The organism is Cupriavidus sp. YAF13, assembly GCF_052113425.1.
Taxonomy (GTDB): domain Bacteria; phylum Pseudomonadota; class Gammaproteobacteria; order Burkholderiales; family Burkholderiaceae; genus Cupriavidus.
Map to the genome: position 1 here is coordinate 22,363 of NZ_JBFRDD010000041.1, position 17,783 is coordinate 40,145.

Annotated in this window: 17 protein-coding genes; 13 read left to right on the plus strand and 4 right to left on the minus strand. The window is 66.7% G+C overall.

Annotated features, from left to right (window positions below; all coding sequences use genetic code 11):
- The first annotated feature begins 19 nt into the window (after positions 1-19).
- Positions 20-1,036, plus strand: coding sequence for a class 1 fructose-bisphosphatase (locus AB4061_RS28100; RefSeq protein WP_441639524.1), 1,017 nt, complete (start codon positions 20-22; stop codon positions 1,034-1,036).
- A 72-nt stretch (positions 1,037-1,108) separates the two neighbouring features.
- Here the strand turns inward: AB4061_RS28100 and AB4061_RS28105 are convergent, their stop codons facing one another.
- The gene (locus AB4061_RS28105; RefSeq protein ID WP_441639525.1) at positions 1,109-2,944 is read right to left on the minus strand and encodes a hypothetical protein; all 1,836 of its coding nucleotides are present in this window, start codon (positions 2,942-2,944) and stop codon (positions 1,109-1,111) included.
- 114 nt (positions 2,945-3,058) lie between these two features.
- Positions 3,059-4,126 carry a porin gene (locus AB4061_RS28110; protein ID WP_441639526.1) on the minus strand — a complete coding sequence of 356 codons (1,068 nt, stop codon included), beginning with the start codon at positions 4,124-4,126 and terminating at the stop codon, positions 3,059-3,061.
- A 608-nt stretch (positions 4,127-4,734) separates the two neighbouring features.
- Between AB4061_RS28110 and AB4061_RS28115 the strand changes: the two genes are divergently transcribed.
- A complete protein-coding gene (locus AB4061_RS28115; protein ID WP_441639527.1) occupies positions 4,735-5,874 on the plus strand; it encodes a porin in 1,140 nt (379 codons plus the stop codon).
- 89 nt (positions 5,875-5,963) lie between these two features.
- Here AB4061_RS28115 and AB4061_RS28120 read toward each other — a convergent pair whose 3' ends face one another.
- Complete coding sequence (locus tag AB4061_RS28120; protein WP_441639528.1) at positions 5,964-6,671, minus strand: GntR family transcriptional regulator; 708 nt, start codon at positions 6,669-6,671, stop codon at positions 5,964-5,966.
- A gap of 206 nt (positions 6,672-6,877) precedes the next feature.
- On the opposite strand from AB4061_RS28120, the gene AB4061_RS28125 reads away from it, so the two are divergent.
- Complete coding sequence (locus AB4061_RS28125; protein ID WP_441639529.1) at positions 6,878-7,351, plus strand: VOC family protein; 474 nt, start codon at positions 6,878-6,880, stop codon at positions 7,349-7,351.
- A gap of 44 nt (positions 7,352-7,395) precedes the next feature.
- On the opposite strand, the gene AB4061_RS28130 is transcribed toward AB4061_RS28125, so the two are convergent.
- Positions 7,396-8,358, minus strand: a complete 963-nt coding sequence (locus AB4061_RS28130) for a 2-hydroxyacid dehydrogenase (RefSeq protein WP_441639530.1) — start codon at positions 8,356-8,358, stop codon at positions 7,396-7,398.
- A gap of 171 nt (positions 8,359-8,529) precedes the next feature.
- Between AB4061_RS28130 and AB4061_RS28135 the strand changes: the two genes are divergently transcribed.
- The 10 genes from AB4061_RS28135 to AB4061_RS28180 all read left to right on the plus strand — a co-directional run bounded on the left by AB4061_RS28135 (position 8,530) and on the right by AB4061_RS28180 (position 17,775).
- Positions 8,530-9,468 carry a fumarylacetoacetate hydrolase family protein gene (locus AB4061_RS28135; RefSeq protein ID WP_441639531.1) on the plus strand — a complete coding sequence of 313 codons (939 nt, stop codon included), beginning with the start codon at positions 8,530-8,532 and terminating at the stop codon, positions 9,466-9,468.
- Positions 9,469-9,550: 82 nt separating this feature from the next.
- A complete protein-coding gene (locus tag AB4061_RS28140; protein ID WP_441639532.1) occupies positions 9,551-10,144 on the plus strand; it encodes a VOC family protein in 594 nt (197 codons plus the stop codon).
- A complete protein-coding gene (locus tag AB4061_RS28145) occupies positions 10,141-11,118 on the plus strand; it encodes an alpha/beta hydrolase (RefSeq protein WP_441639533.1) in 978 nt (325 codons plus the stop codon). The genes AB4061_RS28140 and AB4061_RS28145 overlap by 4 nt, the downstream gene beginning before the upstream one ends.
- 39 nt (positions 11,119-11,157) lie before the next feature.
- Positions 11,158-12,072, plus strand: coding sequence for a dihydrodipicolinate synthase family protein (locus tag AB4061_RS28150; RefSeq protein ID WP_441639534.1), 915 nt, complete (start codon positions 11,158-11,160; stop codon positions 12,070-12,072).
- Entirely contained in the window at positions 12,069-12,482 is a 414-nt protein-coding gene (locus AB4061_RS28155; protein WP_441639535.1) for a RidA family protein, read from the plus strand. The genes AB4061_RS28150 and AB4061_RS28155 overlap by 4 nt, the downstream gene beginning before the upstream one ends.
- Positions 12,479-13,063 (plus strand): malonic semialdehyde reductase, encoded by a 585-nt coding sequence (locus tag AB4061_RS28160; RefSeq protein WP_441639536.1) that lies wholly within the window; start codon positions 12,479-12,481, stop codon positions 13,061-13,063. Before AB4061_RS28155 ends, AB4061_RS28160 begins: the two co-directional genes overlap by 4 nt.
- Before the next feature lie 69 nt (positions 13,064-13,132).
- Entirely contained in the window at positions 13,133-14,209 is a 1,077-nt protein-coding gene (locus AB4061_RS28165; protein WP_441639537.1) for a Bug family tripartite tricarboxylate transporter substrate binding protein, read from the plus strand.
- A gap of 137 nt (positions 14,210-14,346) precedes the next feature.
- A complete protein-coding gene (locus AB4061_RS28170; RefSeq protein WP_441639538.1) occupies positions 14,347-15,315 on the plus strand; it encodes a LysR substrate-binding domain-containing protein in 969 nt (322 codons plus the stop codon).
- Between the two features lie 153 nt (positions 15,316-15,468).
- Complete coding sequence (locus AB4061_RS28175) at positions 15,469-16,938, plus strand: 2-hydroxymuconic semialdehyde dehydrogenase (RefSeq protein ID WP_441639539.1); 1,470 nt, start codon at positions 15,469-15,471, stop codon at positions 16,936-16,938.
- Between the two features lie 3 nt (positions 16,939-16,941).
- Positions 16,942-17,775 (plus strand): 2-keto-4-pentenoate hydratase, encoded by an 834-nt coding sequence (locus tag AB4061_RS28180; protein WP_441639540.1) that lies wholly within the window; start codon positions 16,942-16,944, stop codon positions 17,773-17,775.
- Positions 17,776-17,783 lie beyond the last annotated feature (8 nt).

A 17,783-nucleotide genomic window follows, 5' to 3' on the forward strand; every position in this document is an offset into this window, starting at 1 on the left:
CCATTCAAGGAGAATCCCCATGAGTCGCATCAGCCTCACCCGCTACCTGGTCGAGGAGCAGCGCAAGCACAACACGATCGAGCCCGAACTGCGGCTCCTGATCGAAGTGGTGGCGCGCGCCTGCAAGGCCATTTCCAACTCCGTCAGCAAGGGCGCCCTCGCCGGCATCCTCGGCTCGGCCGGCACCGGCAACGTGCAAGGCGAGACGCAGCAAAAGCTGGACGTGATCGCCAACGAAGTCCTGCTCGACGCCAATGAATGGGGCGGCCACCTCGCCGCCATGGCGTCCGAGGAAATGGACAGCATCTACGAGATCCCGAACCGCTATCCCAAGGGCGAATACCTGCTGCTGTTCGATCCGCTCGACGGCTCGTCCAACATCGACGTGAACGTGTCGATCGGCACCATCTTCTCGGTGCTGCACATGCCCAAGCCGGGCCAGACCGTCACTGAAGCCGACTTCATGCAGGCCGGCAGCCGCCAGGTCGCCGCCGGCTACGCCGTGTACGGCCCGCAGACCACGCTGGTGCTGACCGTTGGCAACGGCGTGCACATGTTCACGCTGGACCGCGAGGCCGGCAGCTTCGTGCTGACGCAGTCGGACGTGACGATCCCGGAAGACACCAAGGAATTCGCGATCAACATGTCCAACATGCGCCACTGGGCCCCGCCCGTGCGCCGCTATATCGACGAATGCCTGGCCGGCGACGAAGGCCCGCGCGGCAAGAACTTCAACATGCGCTGGATCGCCTCGATGGTGGCCGACGTACACCGCATCCTCACGCGCGGCGGCATCTTCATGTACCCGTGGGACAAGCGCGAACCGGAAAAACCCGGCAAGCTGCGCCTGATGTACGAAGCCAACCCGATGGCCATGCTGGTCGAGCAGGCCGGCGGCGCGGCCACCAACGGCCATGAGCGCATTCTCGACATCCAGCCGGAAAAGCTGCACCAGCGCGTGTCGGTGATCCTCGGCTCGAAGAACGAAGTGGAACGCGCCACGCGCTACCACCAGGAAGAGAAAGCGGCCGGCTGATTGCGGGCGGCTTCATCGACCCGACGAAAAAGGGACGCCGCGGCGTCCCTTTTTCTATTGCGTCTATTGCATCTATTGCGCCCGTGCGGCAACTTTGCGCGATGGCCAGGGCGTAGCGGACGCGCCCAGGACCGGCTTGCCAAGCAGGGGCGTTGACAGCGCGTAGGCACCGTTCTCGGTGAAGGCCCAGATGATATTGCGGTCGTACTCCGTGTAGATCGCGAACACGCCTTTGCCGAGCGTGTAATTCGGCAATTCCGTCTCGTCCGCCAGCGCAGGCACGAAATAGCCCGCGATCGTCGCCTTTTCCGGATGGCTGACGTCAAAAATCTGCACGCCGGCATTGTAGAAAGAATAGGGAACGATGCCCTGACGCCATTGGCCGGGCTGGCCGATGGAGTTCGCCCGCTTCGGGCCGAAATTGCCGCCACGCTGACAGAAGCTCGTGAATGCCGCCCCCTCCGGCACCTTCGGCTGCGGCAGTTTGCCGGCCACCTTCAAGTGAGACGGATCGCGTGCGTCGACGACGAAAATGTCCTTGTATGGCTCATAGCAATCGCGGTTCATCGGATAGCCGCCGGTCAGGACATAGCCCGTGCGCGCATATTGGCTGACATCGGCGTTGTCGTATTCGGTACCGGCAAAGCTGGGCGGCGTATTGACGTTGCCGAGCACCTTCGGCTTTGCCGGGTCGGAAAGGTCGAACGCATAGAGACCGAGGCCACCCATCGCGCCGAAGCCGATCTTGCCACCGTCCTCCAATGGCTTGGGCAGGAAAATTGGAATGCGCGCCCCCATCCATGAGGTACGGTTGCCAGCCCGTTGATTCATCAGATACGCCTGCTCATGGGCTTCGTTGCCGAGGATCTGCCCCGGCACCGAGATCTGGGAAACAAAGGTCGGATTCGCGGGATCGGACATGTCCCAGACCTGATAGCCGGGCGAGTAAAGATAATTGGGATACTCGGTCAGGCCGTACGTGTCATCCGGCGCCGACGCCAGGATCATGTATTTGCCGCCATGGTATTCAGGCGAATCCAGCGACCCGGACCCCTGCTGTTGCCCGATCGGCGCATCGGGGTGCTTGTAGTCGGTGGTGCGGGTTGCCAGCAGCCGCCACTGGCTTGGCAGCGGGCCATCCATGGCGAAGACCTTGAACCCTTTCAGCGAATTGTAGCGACGCTGCGCCGCGACCTGGTCAGGCTGCTGGGTCTTGTCAGTCATCAGGCCATAGCGTCCAATTTCAAATGACGCGACGAGCACCGGCTTGCCCAGTGCCTTGCTCCAGGCAATGGTCGCGCCACCCAGGTAGTCGTCGACGTTGCGCGGATCGTAATTCTCACTCGACCCTTTCGGTCCCCAGACACCGCCCTTGGAATAGACCACCTTGCCATGGGCGGGATCGGTGATGTCCATGATCCGCAGATAGTCCCGGTCATGAATGTAGAGGTAACGGCGCCCCTCGAAGTCGGCGATGTTGTTCCAGGCATGGAAGGGTGAGCCAACGGCGGGATAGAAGGCCAGAACCTCCACGTTCTTGGCAAAGCTCTTCTTGTCCCATGTGGTCATTTCACCGGGGAAGCGCTGCCCCTTGTGCACTTCAGGCGTTGCTTTCGGCCAGACGAACTGTCCGGTGGCCGGATCCATCCCGTAGTCGACACCCGGCTTGAGCGGCGCGGGCGAGCGATCGGGCGTCAGCCGCAGCCAGGCGGCGAGAYGGGGATCCTGAACATTGGGCGTGCCTGGCGTTACTGGTGTTCCCTGCGCTCCCTGCGCTCCCTGCATTAGGGATGCCCCTGGCGCCGCCGTGGCCTGCACCGTGTCCGCGTTTGCGCAGGCCATCATGCATATGGCCGCTGAAGCTGTCCCCGTTGCCAGGATTGATCTGAACGTTCTGATTCGAAGCATGGCTTCCTCCTTTTCCCTTTTCTATTAACAATGCCCTCGCCCGCCGCGGCCGGTGCCCATCGCAGGGCGCAACCCACCGGACCAAGACCGCCGCATCATGTCCAGGCCGGGCGCTCAAAACGCGTGGCGAATGCCGATGGCCATGCCGGACGGGTTCTGCTGGCTGGTAGGCGAGGCCGAGAACGTGACCGGGTAGCGGATCGGGCTGTCATGCTTGTGCTGCACGTGAGCGTACGTGGCGTAGATCTCGCTGCGCTTGGACAGGCTGTAGATGTAGCCCAGCACGAAGCCGTTGGCGTCCGACAGCTTGGTGTTGTTGTCGTCCTTGCGATGGACGAAGCTGGCGTACAAACGGTTCGACGGGTTGAGCTTGTAGCGCGCACCGATCTGGATATCCCAGCCTTTGGACTGGAAGTCCGCATAAGGCGGATACGCGTAGTAGCCGTTGTAGGTGTGGTAAACCAGCGTCGGCTCGAAATCGCCGAACTTGTAGGCCAGCGAGGCGTAGTTGTCGCGCGCCGAAGGCACGCTGCCGGCGTTGTTGATATTGCGCGTATAGCGCAGGTCGCTGACGAAGCCCGCGTAGAGCTTGTCGTCGCGGTACTCGATGCCGGTACTGAGGTAGCGGCCAGCCCGGGTGGTGTCCTCCAGGCCGGTGGTCACCATGAAGCGTCCCATGAACCCGTAGAAGCGCGGCGTGTTGTACTGGATCGCATTGTCCACGCGGTAGGCCGCGTAGAAGAACTGCATGTTGCTGACCATGCTGTAGTCCGCCGAGAAGCTTGGGTCGGCATAGCCGGCGATCCAGTATGACGGCGTGTTCTGGCGGCCCATGGTCAGCACGCCGTATTTGTTGCTGTGCAGCCCGACGAATGACTGGCGCGCCTGCGCCGCCGCCGTGCCGGTATCGGCCGAGAATTGCGGCTCGTAGGTGAAGATGGCCTTCAGGTCGCTGCTGAGCACTTCCTGCCCGCTGAAGTTGATCCGCGACGAACTCAATTGGCCGCTGGACACGCGATACACCGAGCCCCCCTTGCCCGACTGCGCGAGGCGCTCCACGCTGATGTCGACGAAGCCTGACAGCCTGACCCAGGACTCCTCGGCACAGACTTGCGCGCCCCCCACTGCCAGCGCGCAGGACACCATGGCCCGGGCATACGACACCTTGTCAGCTCTTCTCATTTCCTCTCCTCTCCTCTTCCTCTTTTGTGGTTGGCCGTCGCGCTGCACCTGCCTGAGTGCCTGTATGCATGTGTGCATGCGCGCTGGCTGCACCGGCTGGCTCTTGCCGGTGCCCTGGTCATGCGCGACCCGCTTGTTCGGGGCCTTTCTTGCGCAGTGTTCAGCCGCAGTATGGAGAGGGCTGGCATGCGGCGAAAATGAAATATTCCGCCTCCGGGATGCCTTTAATTTATGGCCGGAAACGGCGGAACGAGTGCCTCCGCACCGCCTCGATGCGATGAGAAAACAGCCTCGTTTACGCTGAAAAATCCACGTTGCGCCGGCGCGCTCCGGCGAGTGCGAATGACACTCGCCCGGGTCCGGCACAAGCGCGAATCTGCCGGCTTGCTCCCCTGCCTGCTTCGCCCTCTCCTTTCTCCTTCTTTTCTCTTTCCACGTGCCACAGCCACAGCCATGCCGCTGTCATCGCATTGATAGCGCCACGCACAAACAATGCGCCTCACCACACACTTTTTTCTCTTTTGCACTCACTTATCACTAAGTGTATACACATATTACAGTATGTTTACAAACAGATAGTATTTGTACTTCAACAATAAGGAGACACCATGACCACGCCCTGCCCTGGCCGGCGCGCCGCGCGCGCCATCTCTCGCTTTGCCGCCCTGCCCGCGCTGGCTGCCCTTGCCGGTGCTTTTCCCGAACTCGCCCGGGCACAGAGCGACAGCGTGCAGATTTACGGCTTCATCAAGGAAAACGTGGAACAGGTGCGGCTCTCGGGCAACGGCCGTACCGCTTCGGTGTCGCGCCTGTCGAACGATCTGTCAGTGCTGGGCTTTCGTGGCCGCGAGTCGCTTGGCGGCGGGCTGGAGGCCTTCTTCCAGATCGAGACCAACCTGCGCATGGATGGCACCGGCACGTCGCAGATCGGCGACCGCAATACCGGCGTAGGCTTGCGCAGCCCGTGGGGCCAGATCCTGATGGGGCAGTGGGAAATGCCGCTGCGCTTTGTCTCCGTGTACAAGGTAGACCCGTTCACCGCGGGCATCTTTGCCTCGAACTCCATCATGGGCAACGGCTTCACCACAGGCGCCAACGGCGCCGCGCCGGAGTCGTTCGACCGCCGCCAGAAAAACCTGGTGCAATACAGCACGCCGCACTGGGGCGGCGTCTCCGCACGGCTGGCCCTGTCGATGCCCGAGGACCGCACCCCCACCACCAACCCGATCGCCTGGTCCGGCCTGCTGTCCTATGAGGACAAGAGCTGGTACGTGGCGTGGGGGCATGAGTATCACGGCGACTACTTCTATAACGGCTCGCGCGACCACGCGGACCGGCTCGGCGTGGTGTACGCCTTTGGCGGCACCAAGCTGCGCGGCGCCTACGAACGGCTCTCCTACGAACCGGCGCCGGGCCAATCGGTGCGGCGCGATGCGTGGCAGGTAGCGGCCACGCATGCCATCGGCGCGCATGAGTTCCGCGCGTCGTACACCGCGGGCGGCAACGCCCACGGAAGCAGCACGGCGGCGGTGGGCGGCATCGGCCTGCCGGGCACGGATTCCGGCGCCTGGCAGGTTTCGCTGGGCTACGGGTACACGCTGTCGAAGCGGACCGAACTATGGGCGGCATGGACGCGCCTGGTGAACCACGCGACGGCGCGCTACAACCTCTCCGGCAATTCTGTGCCCGGCCTGAAACCGGGCGACTCCGCCACCGGCGTGGGGCTGGGGATCACGCATAAGTTCTGAAACAAGGCCGCGCACGGCCGTTTGCATAAAGAAAGGGCGCACGATACGGTGCGCCCTTTCTGCTGCCTTTGGTGCTGACCTGGATGCGACTAGTCGCGCTTGGCCGCACCGCCGGCGCGCTGCGCCTCGATCAGCTCCATCACGTTGAGCGTGAGGCGCGTCGTGTGGCTGCGCATCGCCAGGTAGGCTTCCTCCGGCTGGCCCGCGAGAATCGCCTCGACAATCTTCTGGTGCTCCCGGTGCGAGGTCTCGAAGCGGCGCTCCACGCCGGACTGCGCGGCACGGAACGGCGCCAGCCGGTCGCGCAGGTTCTCGACCGCAGCCATCAGCGTCTCGTTCTGCGTGCCCTGGCAGATCAGCTGGTGGAAGCGGTGGTTGAGCTCCAGGTACGCCTGCGCATCGCGGCGCTCGCCCACGGCCTCGGTCTGCTCGTGCAGCAGCTCCAGCTGGCGGCGCTGCATGGCGCTCATGCGCTGCGTGGCGATGCGGCAGCACAGCGACTCCAGCTCGCACAGCGCCTCCAGCATGTCGGCCAGCTGCCCGGCGCCCACATTGGCCACCACGCCGCCGCGCCGCGGCACCAGCTCGATCAGCCCGCGCGCGTCCAGCAGGCGCAGCGCCTCGCGCACCGGCGTGCGCGACACCTGGAAGCGCTCCGCCAGCGCGGGTTCCTCGAGCCTCTCGCCGGGCGGCAAGGTGCCGGCGATGATTTCATCGGCAAGCTTCTGGCTGATTTGGGCGGCAATGGTGGTCACTGTTGTCCTTGTGTCCTTGTCCTTGATCGAAGCGTTCGGCATGGCGAGCCCCCGGTTCGGGGCATCGCAAAGCAGCCATTGCCCCGGATATGGGCGCAATTATACGCGGCGCGCCCTTCACCTCATCAAGCAGCGCCAAAAATGTTCCCCACAACTTCTATTGAATACACTTTGCATTGAGTGTATACATATTGGCCAGCGGCAATTACGCCGTGCCGATAATCCATCGCCAAACGAGGAGCACAAACATGACCAGCAAACTGCGCCACATTGCCCTGTCCGTCCCCGATCCCTGGGCCGCGGCCGAGTTCTACCAAAAGGCATTCGGCTTTCGCAAAGTCGGCGAGACCGACTCGTCGCTGGCGCGCGGGGTCTACCTGACGGACGGGACCATGAGCATTGCGCTGTTGAACTACAAAAGCGACGAGGCTGCCGGGGAAGAGCGCGGCAAGGACTTCGTCGGCCTGCACCACATCGGCGTGTGGGTCGACGACATCGCCGAGGCGCGCAAGACCGTGGAAGAAGCGGGTGGCCGCTATTACATGGGCGAAGTGCCGGTCAAGGGCAACATCTTCTACGAGGTGAAGTACCGCGACCCGCATGACATCATCATCGACCTGACCGATCACGGCTGGGGCGGCGCTTCCAAGGAAGGCAGCGGCGGCGGCGCCGGCCCGGCGCTGCGCAACCCGGACCTCAACGCGGATCGCGAAGGCCTGTAGGCGCCTCGCCGCAACGTTTGCGTCCCCGCGCCGCGGGGACGCGCTCAGGCTGGCAACGCCACCGGATGCATCGGCTCGCCTTGCAGGAACCAGCCATCGAGATTGCCCGCCAGCGCCGTGTGCTGCGCCACTCGTGTTTCCGGGGAGCGRCCGGCCAGGTGCGGCGTCAGAATGACCTGGTCCATCTCGTGCAAGGCCGCCGGCACCGATGGTTCCGTCTCGATGACGTCGAGCGCGGCACCGGCGATCTCCCCGCGCGCCAGCGCCTCGACCAGCGCTAGCGTATCCACCACGCTGCCGCGCGCCACGTTCACCAGCAGGCCGCGCGGCCCCAGCGCGCGCAGCACCGCCGCGTCAACCAGATGATGCGTGGCCGCGCCGCCCGGACAGGTCAGCGCGAGCACATCGCTTGCGGCCGCCAGCGCAATCGGATCGGCATACGGCGTGTAGTGCGCTGCGGCCGGGGCGCTGCGCCGCAGGTAGGCCACCTGCATGCCCATGGCCTGCGCCAGCACGGCCAGCTTGCCGCCGATATTGCCCAGCCCGACGATGCCCAGCGTCTTGCCGCGCACGCCCGGGCGCGGCGCGCGCAGGCTTTCCCACTGGCCTGACTTGACGCCGCGATCGAGCACGGCAATCCCGCGCGACAGCGCCAGCATCAGCGTAAGCGCGTGGTCGGCCACCACCTGGCTGTTGGTGTCGGGGGCATGGCACACGCGCACGCCGCGCGCCCTTGCGGCGGCCAGGTCGATGTTCTCGTAGCCAGCACCGAAACTCGCCACCAGCTCCAGCGCCGGCAGCGCCACCAGCTCCGCGGCCGACAAGCCGGTCGAGCCATTGGTCAGCACGGCGCGCGCGCTGGCACGGGCGCCGTCGCCGGCTTCGTTCCACGCCATGAAGCGATAGCGCGGGGCCTGCGCCGCCAGCCAGGCGGCGTCCAGCGCCAGTCGCGTCAACACCAGTACCTGCTCCAGTGCCTGTTGTTCACCATGCAATCCGCTAGCCATCTTCTCTTCTCCTCCGTCTTCGAATCCGCCTGGAAGCGGTGTTGAACAAAATTATCACGAAGGCGTTGACGTGTATACACGCAACACTTAAAGTATTCACATAGATCGAAATGCATAGCAATAAAAGGCGGTGCATTCCGCCATCCTGAACACAAATGACAAGGAGACAAGGTGAACTGGCACAGCCTCGCAACCTATGAACTCGCCGGCGCCAAGCGCGCCGGCCTGGTAGTCGCAGATACCCTGTACGACCTGGCCGCGCTCGGACGCGCTTGCGGACTCGATCCCGCCAGCCTGCCCGGCGACATGAACCAGGTGTTTGCGCAGTGGGCGCGACACGCTCCGTTGCTGGCCGACATGGCCGGCCGCGCGGCCCGACTGGCAACCAGCGGCAAGCTCGCCGCGGTGGATGCGGCCGCCACCTACGCCGTGCCCTACCAGCCGGGCCGCATCTTTGGCGTGGCGTCGAACTTCTACGACCACGCCGATGAGATGGGCACCAAGCTGGCGGTGCGCAGCGAGAGCCAGCCTTATGCCTTCATGAAGGCGGAAACCAGCGTGATCCCCACCGGCGCGACCGTGCTGATGCCGCCGGAAACCACCAAGCTCGACTGGGAAGTGGAGCTTGGCGTGGTGATCGGCCAGCGCTGCCGCCACGTATCGGTGGAAGACGCGCTATCGGTCATCGCCGGCTATACCGTCTTCAACGACATCAGCGCGCGCGACCTCAACCGCCGCACCGACTATCCCTTCACCCACGACTGGTTCCGCGGCAAGAGCTTCGACACCTTCGGCCCCATGGGCCCGTGGGTGGTGCCGGCGGGCTGCATCGCCGACCCGCAGAACCTGCGCATGTCGCTGAGCGTGAACGGCGAAACCATGCAGGATGGCAATACCTCGCAGATGATCTTCTCGGTGGCCGAGCAGATCGCCTACCTGTCGCGCATCCTGACGCTGCAGCCGGGTGACCTGATCGCCACCGGCACGCCGGATGGCGTCGGCATGGGACGCGGCGTGTTCCTGAAACCCGGCGACAACATGGTGGCCTGGGTCGAAGGCATTGGCTCGATCGAGAACGCGGTGGCGCTAGAGGCGCTGGCGGCGCGTTGAACACGACCGCCGTGGCAATGCGCGGGCGGCGCAGGCACACTGCGCCCACACGCATCGCCACGGCGACCTGGAGGAGACTGGCATGAACCCGATACGTACCCGCAAGCTGGGCCACCTGGTGCTGATGGTGCGCGACCTTGAACAATCCACCCGCTTCTATACGGAAGTGATGGGCCTCAAGGTCTCGGACCGCATCGCCGACCAGATGGTCTTCCTGCGCGCCGGCGAGGACCACCACGACCTGGCGCTCTCGCGCCTGCCCGAGGACAGCGCCGAGCGCGACGACCTGCCGCGCTACACGCGCCCCGGCCTGGAGCATTTCTCCTACTACGTGGAGTCCCTGGACGAGATGAAACGCGCGGTGGACGTGGCGCGCAGCCACGGCGTGGTGATCGAGCGCGGCATCGGCCAGCACGGGCCGGGCGGCAACTGGTTCCTGGTGTTCAAGGACCCGGACGGCAACAACGTCGAGATCTACACCGACATGGAGCGCATCGCCACCGGCACCGCGCACGAGCCGCAGACCTGGGAACGCAACCTCGAATCTTTCGATCGCCATCGCCTTGCGCACTTCGTGGTGACCCCGCCCGCCGCCATGCTCGCCGCCAAGCATGGCAAGCAACCGGCCAAGGACGAAGACCAGCCCGCGGACCCGCAAGCCGCAGACGCGCCGTGAGCCAGGGTGCCAGCCCGGCGGGTCCGACGAGCCCGCTGAGTGACCAGGCCCTGCCAGGCCTCTCGCCCGCGCAGCGCGACGCCATGCGCGCGCTGGGGCATGACTGGGCGCGCGACATCCAGGGCAACCGCAAGCAGGTCTGCGAGATCTATGACGCTGTCCACGCAGCGCTGCCCGCCGACGGCATGCAGCGCGTGGCGGGCCTGGCCTATGGCAGCGATCCACGCCAGCAGCTCGATCTTTACCTGCCGCCCGATGCCACGCCGGCCAGCGCGCTGCCCGTGGTGGTGTTCGTGCACGGCGGCGCCTTCCTGCGCGGCAACAAGGACGCCAGCCCCTACATCTACGCCAACGTGCCGCGCCTGTTCGCGCGCCTAGGCTATGTCGGCGTGAACCTGGAATACCGGCTTGCGCCGCAGGCGCCCTATCCGGCCGGCGCGCAGGATGTGGTGGCGGCGCTGGCATGGCTGCGCGCATCGGTGGACGCCTACGGCGGCGACGCGCGCCGCATCGTGCTCATCGGCCATTCGGCCGGCGGCAGCCACGTGGCCAGCGCATTGAGCGATCCGCTGTTCGATGGCGAGGCCGCGGGCGTGGCTGGCGCGGTGCTGGTCAGCGCGCGCCTGCAGGCCGACACGTTGCCGGACAACCCCAACGCCGGCGGCGTCGTCGCCTACTACGGCGCGGACAGCGCGCAGCAGCAGCAACGCGCGCCGATGGCGTTTGCGCAGCGGCTGACGGCGCCGCTGATGGTGGTATTCGCCGAGCATGAGAATCCCTACCTCGACCTCTACGCCTTGCAGTACGCCGCGCGCGTCGCCAAGGCGCAGCGGCGCGCGCCGCGCGTGGTCCAGGTGCCGCACCACAACCATACGTCCGTGGTGGCGCATCTCGGCAGCGCCGATACCGCGCTGGCCGACGCGCTGAGCGGCTTCATCGAATCCGTCGTCACGCACCGCGCCGCCTCGAAATAACAAACAGAAACAACAAACAGCAAGACAGGAGACTTTCCCATGGCAGCAGACAAACTGCGCGGCGTGTTCGCGCCTGTGGTCACGCCCTTCAATGACGATCTCTCGATCAACCTGCCGGCTTTCGTCGCGCACTGCCAGCGCCTTGTGGCCGACGGCGCGGGCGTGGCGATTTCCGGCACCAATAGCGAAGCCTGCTCGGAGACCTTCGAGGAGCGCATGGCGCTGGTCGACGCCGTGATCGACGCCGGCATCCCCGGTGAGCGCGTGCTGGTCGGCACCGGCTGCTGCGCCATTGGAGACGCCGTGGCGCTGACCCGCCATGCCATCGACCGCGGCTGCGCGGGCGTGCTGGTGCTGCCGCCGTTCTTCTTCAAGAGCGTGCAGGAGGACGGCGTGTTCGCCTACTACCGCGAGCTGATCCAGCGCGTGGACGATCCCGCGCTGCGCGTCGTGCTGTATCACATCCCCGCCATGTCGGGCGTGCCCATCACCTTGCCGTTGATCGAGCGGCTGGTGGCGGCTTTCCCCGCGCATATCGCCGGCGTGAAGGACAGCAGCGGCGACTGGGACAACGTGGTGGCGATGCTGGAGCGCTTCCCCACGCTGTCGATCTTCCCCGCTTCGGAAATCCTGATGCTGCGCAGCCTGGCGCTGGGCGCCGCCGGCTGCATCTCCGCCACCAACAACATCAACGCGCGCGATATCGCGCTGGCCTATGGCTCGGTGACCGAGGCCGCGCGCCTGAACGACAGCATCACCGCGGTGCGCAAGACCGCGGAGCGCTTCCCCATGGTGGCTGCCGTCAAGCACACCTTGTCGCTGCTGGCGAGCGATACGGGCTGGCGCCAGGTGCGCCCGCCGCTGGTGCCGCTCGCGGCCGATGCCGCCCTGCAGCTCGCGCAAGCCATGGCCACCGCCATGCCGGCCCTGCGCGGCCTGGCGCAGCCGGCATGAACGCGCCGGTGCGGCAGGACCCGCCACCGCTGGCGCGCTACGCGGCGAGCCGCCGGGCCGGGCGGCATGTGCATGTCAGCGGCATGAGCGCACGCACGGCCGATGGCTGCGCCGGCGTCAGCATGGCCGCCGACGGCACGCGCGTGTACGACGTTGCCGCGCAGACCGATTGCGTGCTGGGCAAGATCGAGCGCGCGCTCGCCAGCGAAGGCATGGGCCTGGCCGATTGCGTGGCCATGACCTGCTACCTCATCGACATGGCCGACTACGAGATCTTCAACGCCGCCTACGCGCGCCACTTCCCCGCGGCCGTGCCCACGCGCACATGCCTGGCGGTGGCCGCGCTGCCCCACCCCGACATGCGCGTGGAGATCACCGCCACCGCATGGCGCGACGAGGAGGCCACATGATCGACACCGCCACGCTCGACACCCTGTTCATGGCGGCCCGCAGCCACAACGGATGGCTCGAGGGCAACATCGACGACGCCACGCTGGAGCGCCTGTACACGCTCGTGCGGCAAGGCCCGACCAGCGCCAACTGCTGCCCGATGCGGCTGGTGTTCGTGCGCTCGCCCGAGGCCAAGGCCAAGCTCTTGCCGGCGCTCGCTCCCGCCAATGTGGACAAGGTCATGCAAGCACCGGTCACCGCTATCGTCGCCTACGACACGCAGTTTCATGCGCTGGCCGAGACCCTGTTCCCACACCGCCCGGCGATGTACGAGATGTTCGCCGCCAACGCATCGTTGTCGCAGGAGACAGCGATGCGCAACGGCTCCATGCAGGGCGGCTACCTGATCCTGGCCGCCCGCGCGCTGGGGCTGGACTGCGGGCCGCTCTCGGGCTTCGACGCCGGCGCCGTCAACCAGGCGTTCTTCCCCGATGGCCGCTGGCGCGTCAACTTCCTGTGCAACCTCGGCTGCGGCGACCCCGCCCGCCTGTTTCCACGGCTGCCCCGCCTCGCGTTTGGGCAGGCCTGCCGCATCGAGTAGATTTCCGAAAACAATCCGCGCGGCGCTTCCCCCCGCGAAGAACGCCGGCAATCACCACGGAGGAGACCCATGATGAAGACACACAGCGTCCACTGCGCATGGACGCAACGGGCCGCGGGCGCGCTGCCCGCGCAAGCCGCCAGCACGGCAAAGGCGTGCGGAGRCATCGCAGGCAAACTCGGCGGCCGCCTTGCCGCAAGCCTGGCACTGGCCTTCGCGGCTGCGCTGCCCGCGCTGGTCCACGCGCAGGAGCCCTGGCCCGCGCGTCCGGTCACCATCGTGGTGCCGTTCGCCCCTGGCGGCAATACCGACATGATTGCGCGCTTGCTGGCGGAGCGCCTGGGCAGGATCTTTGGCAAGCCTTTCGTGGTGGACAACCGCGGCGGCGCGGGCGGCCTGATCGCGGCGGAGTATGTCGCGCGCGCACCGGCCGATGGTTATGTGCTGTTCATGTCGACGATGACGCAGATCGTCACCGCCCCGATGACCAACAAGATCCGCTACGACCCGGTGCGGGACTTCGTGCCCATCGTCAACGTCGGCGGCAACCCCTTCATCCTCGCCGCCAGCACTCGGCACAACTTCAAGACGGTGGCGGACCTGGTGCGCTATGGCAAGGAAAACCCCGGCAAGCTGAACGTGGGCCACGCCGGCAACGGCGGCCTGACCCAGCTCTCCGCGCTGCTGTTCCTGAGCCGCGCCGGCGTGCAGGCCACCATGGTGCCGTACCGCGGCGGCGCGCCCGCGCTGGCCGATGTGCTGGCCGGCCAGATCGACCTGTACAGCGCCAGCGTGTCCGAGGTGATGCCGTATGCGGGCACCGGCAAGCTCAGCCTGCTCGCCGTGTCCAGCGACAAGCGCCTGGCGCAGCTGCCGTCGCTGCCCACCATCGCCGAGAGCTATCCCGGCCACCAGGTGGATACGTGGAACGGCCTGGTCGGCCCATCGAAGATGCCGCCCGAGATCGTGGACAAGATTGGCGCCGAGGCAAAGAAGATCATCGCCGAGCCGGAATTCCGCGCGCACCTGGAGAAGGCCGGCATCATCCCGCTGGGTGAGACGCGCGAAGCATTCGCCCAGCGCATCAAGCAGGACCAGAAGAAGTGGAAGCCGGTGATCGACGCAGCCGGCATCCAGCCGGAGTAAGCGGCAAGCGGCGGCAAGCACACCGGCGCGGCCCGCGAGCCGCGCCGGCGGTAAACCTCAATATGGCGGCACCGGTGCCCACCCTATAATCGGCGCATGGTCTTCCGCCCCACCAGGCGGTCAAAGCAATGTGCCTCATGTCCAGCCGTCCCACCGTTACCTTGAGCGACGTGATGCTGCGCCGCCTCAAGCTCAAGCCCCTGCTGATCTTCGATCGCGTGCTGCAGTCCGGCTCCATCGTGCGGGCAGCGCGCGAGCTGAGCCTGACCCAGCCCGCCGTCACCAAGGCGATCCAGGAGCTGGAAGAAGATCTCGAAGTTCCCCTGTTCGAGCGCACCAACCGCGGCGTGGTGCCAACCAGCTACGGCTTGCTGCTGGGCGAGCGCGTGAAGTCGGTCATCGCCGAGCTGCGCTACCTCACCGACGAGCTCAACAGCTTCCGCTCGGGCGACACCGGCAACGTCATCGTCGGCACGCTGATCTCGGCCTCGGCCCGGCTGCTGCCGCGCACCATCGCGCTGATGAAAACGCGCCGCCCCGGCATCCTGGTGACGGTGCGCGAAGCCCCCACCGACCGCCTCTTCCCCGCCCTTGCCACCGGCGAGCTCGATCTGGTCATCGGCCGCCTGCCGGAGAGCGACCTGCCGCTCGCCCGCATGTTCGCGCTCACGCACACCGCGCTGTACGACACCGCCATGTGCGTGGTGGTGGCGCGCGACAACCCGCTGGCCACCAGCGCCGGCCTGCGCCTGGCCGAACTGGCCGCGCACCCGTGGATCCTGCCGCTGAACGAATCCCCCGCGCGCCTGGCCGCCGAGCGCCTGTTCCTCGACGCCGGCCTGCAGGTGCCCGCCAACCTGGTGGAGTCGCTCTCGCTGCTGACCAATATCGGCCTGATGCAGGATCTCGGCGCCATCGGCCTGATGGCACGCGATGTGGCCGATCATTTCGTGCGCCTCGGGCTGCTGGCCATCCTCGACCTGGGCGATATCGGGCGCTTTGGCACCATCGGCTACTCGGTGCGCACGGACCGCGCGCCCGCACCCGCCGCCGCCCATTTCATCGCCTGCCTGCGTGAAGCCGCCGCGCTGCCGCAAGCGCGCTGAGCGCCCCGAAGCCGGCCACCCTGGCCGCTTCCAGACATGCCATTTTGGAATACCAGGGGCCTTCTTCTTCATTATGCAAGGCCGGGGGGCGCTCCATATACTGGTCCTCGCTGCGCACCCTTCCCCCACCCCGCGCAGCACGGAGACCAACCCGTGCCCAAGCAAAACATTCCACTCATCCGGCACTACATCGACGGCGAGTTCGTCGCCAGCGCCGGCACTTTTCCCGACACCTGCCCGGTCGACGGCCACCTTGTCGCCAACGTGTGCGAAGCCGATGCGGCGCTCGTGGACCGCGCCGTGCAAGCCGCGCGGCGCGCGCTGCAAGGCCCCTGGGGACAACTCGACGTCCAACAGCGCGCCGCGCTGCTGCACCGCATCGCCGACGGCATCGAAGCCCGCTTCGACGCGTTCGTGGCCGCCGAGGTGGAAGACACCGGCCGCCCCGAGCACCAGGCCCGCACGCTGGACGTAGCGCGCGCCGTCACCAACTTGCGCACCTTCGCCGACCTCGCCAAGACCGCCGGCAACGAACTGTACGAGACGCCCACGGCGGATGGCGCAGGCGCGCTCAACTACACGGTGCGCAAGCCCGTGGGCGTGGTCGGCATCATCTCGCCGTGGAACCTGCCGCTGCTGCTGCTGACCTGGAAGGTGGCGCCCGCGCTCGCGTGCGGCAACACCGTGGTGGCCAAGCCATCGGAAGAGACCCCGGCCTCGGCCGCGCTGCTGGCCGAGGTCATCCACCAGGCCGGCGTGCCGCACGGCGTGTTCAACCTGCTGCACGGCTTCGGCGGCGGCTCCACCGGCGAATTCCTCACCCGCCACGAGGGCATCGACGCCATCACGTTCACCGGCGAGTCCAGGACCGGCAGCACCATCATGCGTGCGGTAGCCGATGGCGTGAAGGAAATCTCCTTCGAGCTCGGCGGCAAGAACGCCGCGGTTGTGTTCGCCGACGCCGATTTCGACGCCGCGGTGGCGGGCGTGCTGCGCTCGTCCTTTACCAACGCTGGCCAGGTTTGCCTGTGCTCCGAGCGCGTGTTTGTCGAGCGGCCGATCTTCGACGCCTTCGTGGCAGCGCTCAAGACACGCACGCAAGCGCTCAAGCTCGGCTACCCCGGCGACGATGGCGTGGACATGGGTCCGCTGATCTCGCGCGGCCACCGCGACAAGGTGGCGTCGTATTTCCGCCTCGCGGTGGAAGAAGGCGCCACCGTGGTCTGCGGCGGCAGCGTGCCGCTGTTCGGCGATGCGCGCGACGAAGGCGCGTACGTGATGCCCACCATCTGGACCGGCCTGCCCGACAGCGCGCGCTGCGTCACCGAGGAAATCTTCGGCCCGGTCTGCCATATCGCCCCGTTCGACAGCGAAGAGGAAGTCGTCGCGCGCGTCAACGACAGCGCCTATGGCCTGGCCTGCGCGCTGTGGACCACCAACCTGACACGCGCCCACCGCGTGGCACGCCAGGTGCGCGTGGGCCTGACCTGGGTCAACACCTGGTACCTGCGCGACCTGCGCACGCCCTTCGGCGGCGTCGGCCTCTCGGGCCTGGGCCGTGAAGGCGGCCGCCACTCGCTCGACTTCTACTCGGAAGTGGCGAACATCTGCATCAAGCTCTGAGCCATGACCAACGAGACCAAACAACCATCCAACGCCGGCGCCGCCATCCGCGCCGCCGCCGACCTGTTGTGGCAGGCGCATGCCGGGCATGCGCCGTGCGCACCGGTGCGCACGCTGATCGGCGAGACCGATCCGCAGGCGGCCTATCAGGTGCAGGAGATCAACACGCTGCGCTGGCTCGCCGAAGGCCGCCGCCTGGTGGGCCGCAAGATCGGCCTGACCTCGCGCGCCGTGCAGCAGCAGCTGGGCGTGGGCGAGCCGGATTTCGGCATGCTGTTCGCCGACATGGCCGTGGCCGAGGGCGAGGAGATCGACCTGCGCCGCGTGCTGCAGCCCAAGATCGAAGCCGAGATCGCGCTGGTGCTGGCGCATCCGCTCGCGCATGAGCGCCACACCATCGCCGACCTGATCCGCGCCACCGCCTACGCCCTGCCCGCTGCCGAGATCGTCGGCAGCCGCGTGGCCAGCTGGGATATCCGCCTGGCCGACACGATTGCCGACAACGCATCCAGCGGCCTGTTCGCGCTCGGCTCGCGCCCCGTCAAGCTGGCGGACCTGGACCTCATCGGCTGCGGCATGGTGATGGAGCGCCGCGGCCAACAGGTTTCGCTCGGCACCGGCGCCGCCTGCCTCGGCAACCCGCTCAACGCGGCGCTGTGGCTGGCCGACACCATGGTGCGCGTGGGCCGTCCGCTGCAAGCCGGCGACATCGTCATGACCGGCGCGCTGGGCCCGATGGTGCCGGTTGCCGCCGGCGACGTCTTCGACCTGGAGATCGAAGGGCTGGGACGCCTGTCCACGCGCTTCGCCCCAGCCAACAAGGAGCCCTCCGCATGAGCACGAGC

Bases quoted from the DNA above. Each gene is read 5' to 3' on its own strand.
- AB4061_RS28180 (WP_441639540.1), top strand. From the start codon at position 16,942: ATGACCAACGAGACCAAACAACCATCCAACGCCGGCGCCGCCATCCGC.
- AB4061_RS28110 (WP_441639526.1), bottom strand. From the start codon at position 4,126: ATGAGAAGAGCTGACAAGGTGTCGTATGCCCGGGCCATGGTGTCCTGC.
- AB4061_RS28140 (WP_441639532.1), top strand. From the start codon at position 9,551: ATGAACCCGATACGTACCCGCAAGCTGGGCCACCTGGTGCTGATGGTG.
- AB4061_RS28170 (WP_441639538.1), top strand. From the start codon at position 14,347: ATGTCCAGCCGTCCCACCGTTACCTTGAGCGACGTGATGCTGCGCCGC.
- AB4061_RS28120 (WP_441639528.1), bottom strand. From the start codon at position 6,671: ATGCCGAACGCTTCGATCAAGGACAAGGACACAAGGACAACAGTGACC.
- AB4061_RS28160 (WP_441639536.1), top strand. From the start codon at position 12,479: ATGATCGACACCGCCACGCTCGACACCCTGTTCATGGCGGCCCGCAGC.
- AB4061_RS28155 (WP_441639535.1), top strand. From the start codon at position 12,069: ATGAACGCGCCGGTGCGGCAGGACCCGCCACCGCTGGCGCGCTACGCG.
- AB4061_RS28115 (WP_441639527.1), top strand. From the start codon at position 4,735: ATGACCACGCCCTGCCCTGGCCGGCGCGCCGCGCGCGCCATCTCTCGC.
- AB4061_RS28150 (WP_441639534.1), top strand. From the start codon at position 11,158: ATGGCAGCAGACAAACTGCGCGGCGTGTTCGCGCCTGTGGTCACGCCC.
- AB4061_RS28100 (WP_441639524.1), top strand. From the start codon at position 20: ATGAGTCGCATCAGCCTCACCCGCTACCTGGTCGAGGAGCAGCGCAAG.
- AB4061_RS28125 (WP_441639529.1), top strand. From the start codon at position 6,878: ATGACCAGCAAACTGCGCCACATTGCCCTGTCCGTCCCCGATCCCTGG.